This is a genomic window from Corynebacterium glyciniphilum AJ 3170 (assembly GCF_007673095.1).
Lineage (GTDB): Bacteria > Actinomycetota > Actinomycetes > Mycobacteriales > Mycobacteriaceae > Corynebacterium.
This window is the reverse complement of record NZ_VDYZ01000003.1, coordinates 134,193-146,439: the sequence shown is the minus strand read 5'-3', so window position 1 is coordinate 146,439 and position 12,247 is coordinate 134,193. Positions and strand designations below refer to the sequence as shown.

Genomic DNA, 12,247 nt, shown 5'->3' with positions numbered 1-12,247 from the left:
GTCGCGCGATGAGAGCTGTTTATCAGGCAGTGTGCTCGGTGTGCTCGGTGTGCTTGGTGATGACGGTGCATCCGGCGCCCAGCGGCAGTCGTGCGACGGTGATGCCGTCCAGAGACCGCAGGTGTTCCTCGGCGTCGGCGGCCGCACGCGTCTGCCGGTCGGTGTGTGCAGGGTCAGCCAGCGTGCCGTCGAGGAGCGAGTCCAGCAGTACCAGCACCCCGCCCGGGCGCAGGACGGGGAGCGCGGCGTCGACTGTCGCCGACAGATGCTCGACCATGGACTGGGAGACGATGATGTCGTAGGCGTCCGTGGCCAACCTGGACACACCGATCAGCGGTGCCGAGGGCAGGAACCGGTACGCGTTGGAGCGGACCCCTGCGGAGTTGAACGCACTGCGTGCCAGCGCCTGGTGCTGGACTTCCGGGTCGATGCAGGTGACGTGCCCTCCACCGGAGAATCCAGCGAAGAGGTGCAGACCGATCACACCGAAGGCCGGGGACATGACGACCGCGGTGGGTGACGGGGTGGTGATCTGGGCCGCCAGGAAAGTGAGGAACTCACCGGTCATCGCGTCAGGGGTGAGCAGCCCGTACTCGGTGGCTGAATCGCGGGCAGCGTCGAGTGACTCGTCGGCTGCGGCTGTGCTGTTGACGTAGTCGCGGACGGCGTCGAGGGCGGAGCTGGATTCTGCGTTCACGGGTGTAACTGTAAGGGTGCTGAGCTGCCGATGTGGTGACCGCCCCCGGCGAGTCGGGCGGACACTGCCTAACGTGGGAAAACTGTGTTTGGTGGGGCGCAAGTTACAGCTTTACAGCAGCCCGGACCACAGGATATATTTTGAAGGGAAAGGCACCAGCGCGACGTACTCACAGGCTCACAGTGAATCCGAAGCGCCCAGGCACACAAAGCTAATGGACGTGCGTCAGGATGGAGACCATGAACACCGCAGCAGACTCCGGCCCTGACGGGGCGACGGGCGCTTTCGACCGCGGGGAAGGTGCCATGCCGTCCTGGAGCGAACTCGTCGAGGAACACGCGGACAGTGTCTACCGTCTGGCGTACCGGCTCAGCGGCGACCGGCAGGACGCGGAAGACCTTACGCAGGACACCTTCATGCGGGCATTCCGGTCGTTGAAGTCGTATCGGCCGGGAACCTTCTCGGGATGGCTGCACCGCATCACGACCAACCTCTTTCTCGACATGGTCCGCCACCGGGGGACGATCCGGATGGAGGCGCTGCCGGAGGACTACGACCGCGTCGAGGGGACACGGGTCGGCCCGGAACGTGCTTTCGAGATGAACAACCTCGATCCGGCGCTGGAAAAGGCTCTGGACGATCTGAGCCCGGAGTTCCGTGTCGCGGTGATCCTGTGTGACGGGCTCGACATGACCTACGAGGAGATCGCCGACACGCTGGGTCTCAAGATGGGCACGGTACGCTCGCGGATCCACCGTGCGAGAAGCCAGCTCAGGGCCAGCCTGGCCCGGTTTGCCGGTGAACTCAGCTACATCCCGCAGTCTTAGCGCTATCATCGATGGCAGATGAGGCACGCGACGTGCGAGTCGTCAAGGAGGTCCAGTCATGTCGGAAGTCGGGAAGCTGTCGGATGTCGGCCATCTGACCCCGGAGGTTGTCGCGGCACTGGTGGACGGAGAACTGTCCCGCGGGGCGGAACACCGGGCGCGGATCCACCTGGTCCACTGTGAGGAGTGCCGGGACGAAGTCCGTGCACAGCGCCAGGCGTCCGACCGTCTGCGGGGTAGCATCCCGATGGACCAGCTCCACGCTTCCGGAAGTCTGCTCAGCCGGCTCGTCCGTATCCCCGACGACTGTGCACAGGGGGGCGGCGCCCCGCAGGATGCCCTGACCGACAGCGATGCGGTGGGTATCGACGGCTGCCGTCGCCCGGACAGCATCACCGGCCGCATGGCTGCTGCAGCGCGCAAAGTTCAGAGACGGACCACCAGGGGAAGGGCGAAATAGCCACGTCAGCGCAGCGGGGGTTAGAATCAGGCAGTCGGCAGTGTCAAGAGAAAGGCGTGTCTGGTGTTCTCCAGCATCGGATGGGGCGAAGTCCTCGTCCTGATTGTCGTGGGCATTATCGTCGTCGGACCGGAACGACTTCCTCGGCTGATCACCGACCTCAAGGCTCTGCTTCTTGCGGCACGCACCGCCATCGCCAACGCCCGGCAGGAGCTGGACCAGGACTTCGGTGAGGACTTCGAGGAGTTCCGCAAGCCCCTGTCCCAACTCAACAGTGTCCGTCAGATGGGCGCCCGTGGATTCATCACGAAAACGCTGCTGGACGACGACGACAGTTTCCTCACGGACCTGGAGTCTTCAGCGAAGGATGTCACCGGAGCAGTGCGGGGCACATCCGCCCAGATTTCCGGCAGGGCACCGAAGAACCCTCCGAGGCCGAGTGAGGTTCCCACGGCACAGGAAAACGAGGTTCCCGCGGCACAGGAAGAGGAACGGGTGGAACTCCCACAGCAGGACGAGGTCGGCCAGTCCCGGGACTGGGGCGACGCCGGAAACTACGACGACACCATGTAGGCACCCGGGCGCGCGGCCCAGGGCGCGGGGAGAGGACTACTGCCCGGCGACACCGAGATTCAGCTGACGTCCGGCGAGGGACTGCCGTCGCGTGGCGAGCTTCCCTGCGATCGCCCCCAACGCGGTGCCCGCCGCTGAATCGGGTTCGGAGATGGCGATCGGGTTACCGAGGTCACCACCGATCCGCAGATTCGGATCCAGCGGAATCTGGCCCATCAGGGGAACCTCACCGCCGGTCAGCTGGCTGAGGTGGTCGGCGACGACCTGCCCGCCCCCGGTGCCGAAGATATCCATCCTGGTGCCGTCCGGCATGTCCATCCAGCTCATGTTCTCGATGACACCGCCGATCCGCTGGCGGGTCTGCTGGGAGATGCTGCCCGCCCGCTCGGCAACTTCCGCCGCCGCCACCTGAGGCGTGGTCACGATCAGAAGCTCCGCGTTCGGGACCAGTTGCGCGACGGAGATAGCCACATCGCCGGTTCCCGGAGGGAGGTCGAGCAGCAGGATGTCCAGGTCCCCCCAGAAGACATCCGCGAGGAACTGCTGGATGGCGCGGTGCAGCATCGGTCCGCGCCACACGACCGGTGAATTGCTGTCCAGGAAGTGGCCGATCGACATGATCTTCACCCCGTGTGCCTGTGGCGGGATGATCATGTCGTCCACCTGGTGGGGACGGTGGTTCGATCCCATCATGTGGGGTATCGAGTGACCGTAGATGTCGGCGTCGACTACACCGACCTGCAGACCGCGTTGCGCCAGTGCGGTGGCGAGGTTCACCGTCACGGAGGACTTACCGACCCCGCCCTTGCCGGACGCGACGGCGAAGACCCGGGTCGTCGACTCAGGTTGAGCGAAGGGGATGACGGGTTCTGCGGTTCCACCCCGCAACTTCGTGCGGAGCTCCCGTCGCTGTTCGTCACTCATGACGTCGGTGGTCACGGTGACCTGGTCGACCCCCTCGACGCTCTCGGCGGCATCGCGCGTGCGTGTCGTCAGCGTCGATTTCATGGGACAACCGGCGATGGTCAGATAGATCTCGACGGCGACATGGGTGCCGTCCACATCGATCGACTTGACCATCCCGAGGTCGGTGATGGGCTTGTTGAGCTCCGGGTCCTCCACAGTTGCCAGGGCACTGCGAACCGCTGATTCAGTGACAGTAGACATTGACCACGATGATACTCCCACCCCAGTTCAGGGCCAATCACCGTGCGGCGTCAGAGGGATTTCCGTCGGCCCGTTCGTCGTTGCGCTGATCCTCGAGCTTGTCCTCGATACGCCGGAGCATGTCACCGAGGTCATCGAGTTCGCGACGCAGATAGTCCCGCGTGACGTTTTCGCCTACCGCGATACGTAGCCCGGCGAGCTCCCTGGCGAGGAACTCCGTGTCGGCCTTGGTTTCCTCGGCGCGACGTCGGTCCTCGTTCAGGGAGACCCGGTCGCGGTCGTCCTGCCTGTTCTGTGCGAGCAGGATCAGCGGTGCCGCGTAGGCGGCCTGGGTGGAGAAGGCGAGGTTCAGCAGGATGAACGGGTAGACGTCCCAGTTCCACCAGAATCCGCCCACATTGAGGCAGATCCAGACCACCACGATGATGGTCTGCCACATGAGGTAGCGCCCTGTCCCGAGGAACCGGGCGACCTTCTCGGCACCGACGCCGACGGCGTCGTCGTTGTACGCGATGAGTCTGCGGCGGGGACCCGTCGAGGGAGTGTCCAGGTCAGTTCTGGAGAAGTTGTCCGGCATGGTGCCCTCACTCTCGTCCTGCGGTCAGTTGTGTCCGGGCGGGCCGGTTGCTGCGCCAGTCCTCGTCACGCCAGTTCTCGGGCAGCAGATGGTCAAGCAGGTCGTCGACGCCAACCACACCGAGCAGGTGACTGTCTTCGTCGAGGACCGGCGCGGAGACCAGGTTGTAGGTGGCGAAGTACCGGGCGGCCGTCTCCTCGGTGTCGTCGGGATGCAACGCAGGAAGTTCGAGGTCCAGAATCCCGCCGACCAGTGAGGACGGTGGTTCCCGCAGGAGTTTCTGCAGATGGACACAACCGAGGTACCGGCCCGTCGGCGTCGCCTGCGGAGGCCGCACCACGAAGATCAGTGAGCTCAGGGAGAGCGGGACCTCCGGATTGCGGGCATGGGCCAGTGCTTCTGCCACGGTTGCCTGGGGCGTCAGGATGATCGCCTCGGACGTCATCAGGGCGCCGACGGTGTCGGGGGAGAAGCTCATGAGCCGGCGCACGGGCTCGGACTCCTCAGGGTCCATCAGCTCGAGAAGGACGTCGGCCTTGTCCCCGGGGAGTTCTCCGAGCAGGTCTGCCGCGTCGTCGGGGTCCATCTCCTCCAGGATCGTCGCAGCGCGCTCGATATTGAGTTCCTCGACGAGCTCGGTCTGCTCGTCGTCGGGAAGCTCGGCGATCACGTCGGCGAGGCGTTCGTCGTCGAGCTCCGAGGCGATCCGGAACCGCCGGTCCGGGTCCATGTCCCGGAGAGCGTGGGCGATGTCAGCGTTGCGCATCGTGGTGAATTCGGCGATCAGTTCCGCGTCGACGTCGCGGGGGCCCGCACCGGACGCCGAGAGCCCGTGGACATGCATGAAGGGGATCACCGCCGGGGTCGTCCGGCGTCCCAGCCGACCACGGGTGATCACGGCCACCCGGCTGAGTTCCCACTCGCGGGTGCGGGTCCGTTCGAGTTCGACGTCGGATATCTCGACCGCCCGACCGGCGAGGTGACTGAATTCGGGGTCGTCGGTGTGCACCTTCGCTCCGATCAGGTCGTCCATCACCGTCAGCTCTCCTGCGCGGGACCGGAACGGACGGAGGTTCACCGAGCTGGTGTTGAGAGTGACTTCCTTGGGGTCGATGGAGGTGACGCGTCCCATCGGCAGGAAGATCCTACGTTTGCCCGCGACTTCGGCGACGAGCCCGAGAGCGACTGCCCGCGTTGAACGGATCGTCAGGACGACGTCCCGGATCCGTCCGAGAGACTCGCCGTCCGCGCCGAGGAGAAGCATGCCGGCGAGACGTCCGGCGAATACCCGTGTGGTGTCCATGAGACTAGAGATTACGGCACAGTATCCCGTGGGCGCGCTGTGAACCGGTGTCTCGGTGGTGCCGGAGCTTCTTCCGGTATCGACTGTGCGGGTATTCTTAGGCCGATGTCGAGGTACTGCTGGAAATGCGGGAGGAAACCATGTCACGACTGATCGCCGGCGGTCTGTGCGGGATCGCGGTGATCCTGGCCCTGGTGGGGAGTCCGTTGTGGATTCCCCATGCGGTGGGCGGGGCGGTGGCTGTGGCAGGGGCACTGCTCTCGGACCGGGCACGCCTGTGGGGTGTGGTCCCGTGGCTTGCGCTGGTGGGTGTCTACGTCGTGGCATGGTGGTGACATGATGGTGGCACTACCGATCACGGGCGGGATCCCACGCCCCGGTACGAATGGACGGAGAACGGACGGTACATGGGTGTGAGACGCTTCTGGGAGCCGGCGGTGCGGCCGCGCCGTCGGCGGGACCGCCGCGGCGCTCTCGCTGCCGCGGCGGTCTGTACGACGGTGGCGGTGGGACTCTCCGGCTGTTCGGCGGGAGGCGTGACCGGGCCGGCGGCACAGGGGATGGCAGAGGAGACGTCCGGTCCGATCTACCTGGGTCTCACAGACGATCCGGTGCAGCACCGGCTGGCGGAGAGTTACGAGAGCGCTTTCGCCGGGACCGGTCGGCCGGTGGAGCTGCGGGACATCGAAGGTTCAGACCGCCTGGGCCTGCTCCGCAACGGTGAGGTCAACGTCGTCCTGGGTTGTGTCGGTGAGTTGCTCGACGTGCTTGACCCGGTGAAGGGCGAGGAACTCCGGGGGCTTTATGCACAGGCACGTGACGAGGGTGCGGATCCGAGCCAGTGGCGCGATATCGCCCACACGACCATGTTCTCGGCTCTCCCGACCGATCTCCAGGCCAGCGACCCGGGGGAAGCCGTCGGGTGTGACGATGATTCGCTCCCGCAGAACACGGTCGCTGTCTACCGTAAGACGGCGCTGGAGCGGGCGGACCGTCGGGCGCTGAACAATGTGGCGGGAGGCGTCTCCAGCGACGATCTCGCTGCGGACGGGGACGACGACTAGCGACAGACGTCAGAAAACCCGGCGGGGAAGGTCACTGTCGTGCCTTCCCCGCCGGGTTATGGCCTACCGGGCACCCACCGGAGGGGCGGGCGCGGAGGGGCTACTTGGCGAACGCCTCGTTGAGCAGCTGCTCCTGCTCAAGCTTGTGGACCTTGGCCAGGCCGGTCGCCGTCGAGGACTGGGCCCGACGGGAGACCCGCTTCAGCTTGAGTCCCTCGATGCGCTCCGGCAGGTTCAGGGCGATGAACGGCCACGGCCCCTGGTTGGAGGGCTCGTCCTGCACCCAGCGGAACTCGGCGTTCGGGTACCGGTCGAGAACCTCCTTGATGCGGTTGTGCGGCAACGGGTGCAGCATCTCCACACGGGCGATGGCGACGTCGTCGCGCTCGTCCTCCTGACGCTTCTTCTCCAGGTCGTAGTAGATCTTCCCGGAGCACAGCAGGACGGTGGTGATGTCGTCGTGCGTGGCGGCGGAGTCGCTCAGACGGGGGTCGTCGAGGACGGAGCGGAAGCTCGTCACATCGGTGAAGTCCTCCACCGCGGAGGTTGCCGCCTTGTTGCGCAGCATCGACTTCGGCGTGAAGACCACCAGCGGACGGCGCATCGTGCCCATGGCATGACGCCGCAGCAGGTGGAAGTAGTTCGCCGGGGTGGACGGCTGAGCGATCGTCATCGAACCCTCGGCAGCCATCTGCAGGAAACGTTCGATGCGGGCGCTGGAGTGGTCCGGGCCCTGGCCCTCGTAACCGTGCGGCAGCAGCAGGATCACGCTCGAGAGCTGACCCCACTTCGCCTCACCGGAGGCGATGTACTGGTCGATGATCGTCTGTCCACCGTTGACGAAGTCGCCGAACTGCGCCTCCCAGGCAACCACGGCGTCGAGGTTTCCGACGGAGTAGCCGTACTCGAAGCCGAGCCCCGCGAACTCGGTCAGCGGGGAGTTGTAGGCGCGGAAGGAACCGCCGTTGCCGGACTCTTCAGCGAGCTTCTCGAGCGGGCTGTAGGGCTCAGTGGTCTCGGAGTCGAAGAGCACCGCGTGACGTTGGGTGAAGGTGCCCCGCAGGGAATCCTCGCCGGCCAGCCGGACGAGCCGACCGTCCTGGGCGAGGGTAGAGAATGCGAGGAGCTCACCGAAGGCCCAGTCGATGCCGCCCTTCCGGGTCATCTCCTGGCGACGCTTGACGACCGGCTTGACCCGCTGGTGGACGCTGAATCCTTCCGGGACGCCGGTGAAGGCGTCGCCGACGGCCTCAAGGACCTCGCGGGAGATGGAGGTGTCCAGACCTCGGGTCAGGGACTGCGAACCGGCGATGCCGGTCTGCTCGGCAGGGGTGGCGCCCTTCTCCGCTTCGCGGACCTGGTTGAACACGGTCTCCAGCTGTCCCTGGAAGTCGTCGGCGGCGCGCTGCGCGTCTTCCTCGGACAGTTCACCGCGGCCCACCAGGGTGTCGTGGTAGAGAGCGCGGACGGTGGTCCGGTCCTGGATACGGTCGTACATCCCCGGCTGGGTCATGGACGGGTCGTCAGACTCGTTGTGACCACGACGCCGGTAGCAGACGAGGTCGATGAAGACGTCCTTACCGAAGCGACGACGGTACTCGACCGCCAGGCGGGCCACCCAGACGACTGCCTCCGGATCATCGCCGTTGACGTGGAAGATCGGGGCGTCGAAGCCCTTGGCGAGGTCGGTGACGTAATGGGTGGAACGTCCGGCATCCGGGGTCGTGGTGAACCCGATCTGGTTGTTGACCACGACGTGCACGGTGCCGCCGACGGTGTAGCCGTCGAGCTTCGCGAGGTTGATGGTCTCCTGGACGATACCCAGCCCGGTGAACGCGGCGTCGCCGTGCATCAGGATCGGCATGATCGGGTGATCATGGCCGTTGGTTGAGATGTCCTGGTGGGCGCGGGCGATGCCCTCCATCACCGGGTTGACGGCCTCAAGGTGCGACGGATTCGCCGTCAGTGTGATGTCGATGTCGTTGTCGCCGAACATCTGGGTGTACTGGCCGGTCTGGCCGAGGTGGTACTTCACGTCACCGGATCCGCCGGCGACGGTGGGCTCGATATTGCCCTCGAACTCCGTGAACACCTTCGAGTACGGCTTGCCCACGATGTTGGCCAGGACATTGAGGCGCCCGCGGTGGGGCATGCCGATGACGACCTCTTCAAGGCCCTGTTCGGCAGCCGAGTCGACGGCAGCGTCGAGCAGCGGGATGAGCGACTCAGCGCCCTCCAGGGAGAACCGCTTCTGGCCGATGTACTTGGTCTGCAGGAAGTTCTCGAACGCCTCGGCGGAGTTCAGTGTCTGCAGCAGGTACTTCTGCTCCGGGTTGGACAGCTTCGGCTGGCCACCCTCGATCTGCTCCTCCAGCCACTGACGCTCGTCGTGGTCGAGGATGTGGGTGTACTCGGAACCGACCTTGAGGGTGTAGGCACGACGCAGCGTAGCGAGGACCTCACGCAGCGTCATCTTCTCGCGTCCGGCGAATCCACCGACGTTGAAGCTGCGGTCGTAGTCCCAGAGGGTCAGTCCGTGGGTCTCGATCTCCAGGTCGGAGTGGTCGGGGACGGGAAGCCCCGGCTGGGTCCACTGCAGCGGATCGATGTCGGCGATCAGGTGTCCGCGGCTGCGGTAGGCTTCGATGAGCTGCATGACGCGGGTGGATTTGTCGACGCCGATGTTCGGCAGGTCCTGGCTCCAGCGGACGGGGGCGTAGGGCACTGACATCGCGGCGAACAGGTCGTCCCAGAAGTCATCGTTGATCAGCAGTCGGCTGATGTCCCGGAGGAACTCGCCGGACTCCGCACCCTGGATGATGCGGTGATCGTACGTCGAGGTCATGGTGACGAGCTTGCCGACACCCATGTCAGCCAGACGGTCCTCGGACGCTCCGGCGAACTCCGCGGGGTAGTCCATGGCGCCGACGCCGACGATCGTCCCCTGGCCACGGGTGAGGCGGGGCACCGAGTGGCGGGTGCCGATGCCGCCCGGGTTGGTGAGCTGGATAGTCACGCCGCTGAAGTCGTCCATCGTGAGCTTGCCGATACGGGCACGCTTGACGATGTCCTCGTAGGCGTCGACGAATCCGTCGAAAGTGAGCGTCTCGCACTCGCGGATGGCGGCGACGACGAGATTGCGGGCACCGTTCTTGCTGACCATGTCGATGGCCAGGCCGAGGTTGATGTGCTCGGGGGTGACCAGGACGGGCTTGCCGTCGACAACCTTGTAGCTGTTGTTCATCGACGGATGGGCCTGGACTGCCTTGACCATCGCCCAGCCGATGATGTGGGTGAAACTGATCTTGCCCTTACCGCGGGACTTCAGGTGGTCATTGACCATGGCCCGGTTCTCGAACATGAGCTTGGCGGGCATGTCGCGCACCGTCGTGGCGGTGGGGATCTCCAGCGAGATGTCCATGTTCTTCGCGATGGACTTCTGGGCCCCCTTCAGCGGGTGCTCACCGGCGGCAGGCGCCTCGGCGGGCCCCTTCGGTGCCGGAGGTGCGACGCGTTCCGGGATCGGGTTAACCGATGCAGAAAGCGACTTCTTCGGGGAGGCCGGCGCACTCTTCGGCGCGCTCTTGGTCTTGTTCTCGACGGAGCCTGTGGCCTTCGTGGCCTCTGCGGCCGGCGTGCTCTTCGTCTCGGCGGTCTTGCCGCTGTTCCCGGAGGTCGTGGAGCTCGGGGACGGTGTCCCCGAGGCGTGGTCAACCGTGTCCGGCCGCTTGTTGAAGAGTTCCCGCCACTCCGGATCAACGGACTGGGGGTCTTCCTTGAACTGCTGGTACATCTGGTCGACCAGCCATTCATTTTGGCCGAAATTGGTGCTGTTCACAGCAGGTCCTCGCCTCATTTCATGATGTGGTCAATCTCGACGCTCCACCCTACTACAACACCGCGGACGGTGAATCCGTCGGGGTCAGGGACGAAACAGGCAGATGAGGGTATGTTTTCAGTAACTTGCTCGACGTAGTGTGACGGACGTCCTGTTCTGTCGGCAAAATGACCGTTTTCCGTCTCCGCTGCAGCGGCGGAACTGGGCTAGCATGGGGGAGTTCCGGTAGGCGGGCCGCGTGAAACCGGCGCGTGCTGCACAACGTATGGATTAGGTACCTAGGAGGCACCCGCCATGGGGTTCTATGAGGATGTTGCAGAGTCCCTGGATTCGGAGGGGATCGAGTCCAGGGTCAATGACGGTACCCTTTTTGTGCCGGTCTCCTCGGATCTGGAGATTCAGTTCGTCGAGATCGAGGACGGCGTGCCCGGCGGCCTGTCGGCGGCGAATGTCTTTCTCGCCATGGCCGATGTGGCGGAGGACGACGAGGATTTTGAGGCTGCACTGGTCGGAGTGGTGTTCTCCGTGGATGACGCGGTCGCCACCGTCGCACGTCATGTCGCCACCGACCTTGTGGTGGGTGTCATCCGTGACTTGATTGACGGGACTGACTCGCGGATCGTCGATCTGCAGTTTGAGCAGGATGCCAGCGACGCTCTCCGTGTTTCCGCGGAGATCGGGGAGAGTTCTGAGCTGGTTGTCACCCTTGACGGTGAGTCCGTGGAGCCGACTGCCCATGTCGAATTCATCTCGCTGGGGGAGGGCTTCGAGGACCTGATGGATCAGGCGATCGCCGACGTGTGGGATGACGGGGCCCTGAGTGAGGAGTATTCGGAGATGGAGCGTCAGGCCATGTTCCGCGGTCTGGTCGCCAATGTCGCGGACATGTCCGAAGAGGTCCTCGACCTGGGACACTACACCGATTTTGACCGGCTCTTCGATGTCCTTGCACTCGCGCAGACCCAGGCGGCCCACTGGGAATCACTCCTGGTCCCCCTGGAAACGCTGTGGGAGGACGATGTTGCCGGGGACGGCCCGTCCGGGGACGAGGAGACCGACGAGGATTCGTGACCTGGTACCCCGGGACCCGGCCACGGCCGTTGCACGGTTCCGGTCAGGCCACGTTATCGCGCCTGGTCCGGAGTCCGTGTCCGTGGCTGTGCGGGTGGGAACGGCCCGGCTCTCCATGTGTCAGGGCGTGCCACGTCCACTCCAGACGTCGGCCGTCGGAGGTCGGCTCGCCGCATACGTCCTCTGACAGCCAGGGCAGGCAGTCACAGTCGGCGAGTTCTCTGTTCCTCGGATGGTCAGCGCAGTCCGGTGGGAGCAGTGTCCTACGGAACAGCGAGTGGACGTCGACCGTCATATTTCGTTCTGACCCGCTGAGTTCGGAGGGCGTCGCGAACGCCGTCAGCGTGACCAGATGGCATACAGCTGGGGGTGGGTAGTCCAGTGCACCGGAACCGGTGAGCCTGCGCCACATCACCGGCGAGACCCGGTGGCGTGACAGGAATACCTGTGCGGGGCCTGTCGGCAGTGCGACCTGCAGTGAGGGAGCCTGCCAACCCGGTGTCACCTGGATCCGGCTGCGAGGATGGCGTAGGACGCCCGCGCACCGGTCGGCTGCCCGGCGGACGGAGGGGGAGGGCCTCAGGGTGCTGAGCGGCCGCCGCATGAGGGTGCGGAGAGACACTGCGGGCGCGGTGGTGTTGTCGGTGTTGTCGGGGTTTGTCATGTCCCG

General features: G+C 65.2%; 12 protein-coding genes. 6 read left to right on the top strand and 6 right to left on the bottom strand.

The features are described 5' to 3' along the window. Positions 1–22: 22 nt before the first annotated feature. A complete protein-coding gene (locus FS507_RS04205) occupies positions 23–697 on the bottom strand; it encodes an O-methyltransferase (protein ID WP_145941560.1) in 675 nt (224 codons plus the stop codon). A 239-nt stretch (positions 698–936) separates the two neighbouring features. Between FS507_RS04205 and sigE the strand changes: the two genes are divergently transcribed. The 3 genes from sigE to tatB all read left to right on the top strand — a co-directional run bounded on the left by sigE (position 937) and on the right by tatB (position 2,557). After that, positions 937–1,524, top strand: a complete 588-nt coding sequence (gene sigE, locus FS507_RS04200) for an RNA polymerase sigma factor SigE (RefSeq protein ID WP_145941559.1) — start codon at positions 937–939, stop codon at positions 1,522–1,524. Between the two features lie 58 nt (positions 1,525–1,582). Beyond that, on the top strand, positions 1,583–1,984 hold the full coding sequence (locus tag FS507_RS04195; protein ID WP_145941558.1) for an anti-sigma factor: 402 nt from the start codon (positions 1,583–1,585) through the stop codon (positions 1,982–1,984). A 63-nt stretch (positions 1,985–2,047) separates the two neighbouring features. Beyond that, positions 2,048–2,557, top strand: coding sequence for a Sec-independent protein translocase protein TatB (gene tatB, locus FS507_RS19035; RefSeq protein ID WP_145941557.1), 510 nt, complete (start codon positions 2,048–2,050; stop codon positions 2,555–2,557). 36 nt (positions 2,558–2,593) lie between these two features. Here the strand turns inward: tatB and FS507_RS04185 are convergent, their stop codons facing one another. From FS507_RS04185 to FS507_RS04175, 3 genes are read right to left on the bottom strand one after another with little or no spacing between them, the layout of a single operon-like run. Then, complete coding sequence (locus FS507_RS04185; protein ID WP_145941556.1) at positions 2,594–3,724, bottom strand: Mrp/NBP35 family ATP-binding protein; 1,131 nt, start codon at positions 3,722–3,724, stop codon at positions 2,594–2,596. Between the two features lie 37 nt (positions 3,725–3,761). Beyond that, a complete protein-coding gene (locus FS507_RS04180; protein WP_145941555.1) occupies positions 3,762–4,301 on the bottom strand; it encodes a DUF1003 domain-containing protein in 540 nt (179 codons plus the stop codon). A 7-nt stretch (positions 4,302–4,308) separates the two neighbouring features. After that, positions 4,309–5,604 carry a magnesium transporter MgtE N-terminal domain-containing protein gene (locus tag FS507_RS04175; protein ID WP_145941554.1) on the bottom strand — a complete coding sequence of 432 codons (1,296 nt, stop codon included), beginning with the start codon at positions 5,602–5,604 and terminating at the stop codon, positions 4,309–4,311. Positions 5,605–5,744: 140 nt separating this feature from the next. Here FS507_RS04175 and FS507_RS04170 point away from each other — a divergent pair, with 140 nt between their 5' ends. Further along, on the top strand, positions 5,745–5,939 hold the full coding sequence (locus tag FS507_RS04170; RefSeq protein WP_145941553.1) for a hypothetical protein: 195 nt from the start codon (positions 5,745–5,747) through the stop codon (positions 5,937–5,939). Positions 5,940–6,017: 78 nt separating this feature from the next. After that, a complete protein-coding gene (locus tag FS507_RS04165; RefSeq protein WP_260853156.1) occupies positions 6,018–6,668 on the top strand; it encodes a hypothetical protein in 651 nt (216 codons plus the stop codon). Positions 6,669–6,768: 100 nt separating this feature from the next. On the opposite strand, the gene FS507_RS04160 is transcribed toward FS507_RS04165, so the two are convergent. Next, entirely contained in the window at positions 6,769–10,506 is a 3,738-nt protein-coding gene (locus FS507_RS04160) for a multifunctional oxoglutarate decarboxylase/oxoglutarate dehydrogenase thiamine pyrophosphate-binding subunit/dihydrolipoyllysine-residue succinyltransferase subunit (RefSeq protein ID WP_145941552.1), read from the bottom strand. 294 nt (positions 10,507–10,800) lie between these two features. On the opposite strand from FS507_RS04160, the gene FS507_RS04155 reads away from it, so the two are divergent. Continuing rightward, complete coding sequence (locus tag FS507_RS04155; protein WP_145941551.1) at positions 10,801–11,577, top strand: hypothetical protein; 777 nt, start codon at positions 10,801–10,803, stop codon at positions 11,575–11,577. A gap of 43 nt (positions 11,578–11,620) precedes the next feature. On the opposite strand, the gene FS507_RS04150 is transcribed toward FS507_RS04155, so the two are convergent. Further along, a complete protein-coding gene (locus FS507_RS04150; RefSeq protein ID WP_145941550.1) occupies positions 11,621–12,241 on the bottom strand; it encodes a hypothetical protein in 621 nt (206 codons plus the stop codon). Positions 12,242–12,247 lie beyond the last annotated feature (6 nt).

Coding starts and splice junctions, on each gene's coding strand:
- sigE (WP_145941559.1), top strand. CDS start 937: ATGAACACCGCAGCAGACTCCGGCCCTGACGGGGCGACGGGCGCTTTC.
- FS507_RS04195 (WP_145941558.1), top strand. CDS start 1,583: ATGTCGGAAGTCGGGAAGCTGTCGGATGTCGGCCATCTGACCCCGGAG.
- FS507_RS04185 (WP_145941556.1), bottom strand. CDS start 3,724: ATGTCTACTGTCACTGAATCAGCGGTTCGCAGTGCCCTGGCAACTGTG.
- FS507_RS04180 (WP_145941555.1), bottom strand. CDS start 4,301: ATGCCGGACAACTTCTCCAGAACTGACCTGGACACTCCCTCGACGGGT.
- FS507_RS04175 (WP_145941554.1), bottom strand. CDS start 5,604: ATGGACACCACACGGGTATTCGCCGGACGTCTCGCCGGCATGCTTCTC.
- FS507_RS04170 (WP_145941553.1), top strand. CDS start 5,745: ATGTCACGACTGATCGCCGGCGGTCTGTGCGGGATCGCGGTGATCCTG.
- FS507_RS04155 (WP_145941551.1), top strand. CDS start 10,801: ATGGGGTTCTATGAGGATGTTGCAGAGTCCCTGGATTCGGAGGGGATC.
- FS507_RS04150 (WP_145941550.1), bottom strand. CDS start 12,241: ATGACAAACCCCGACAACACCGACAACACCACCGCGCCCGCAGTGTCT.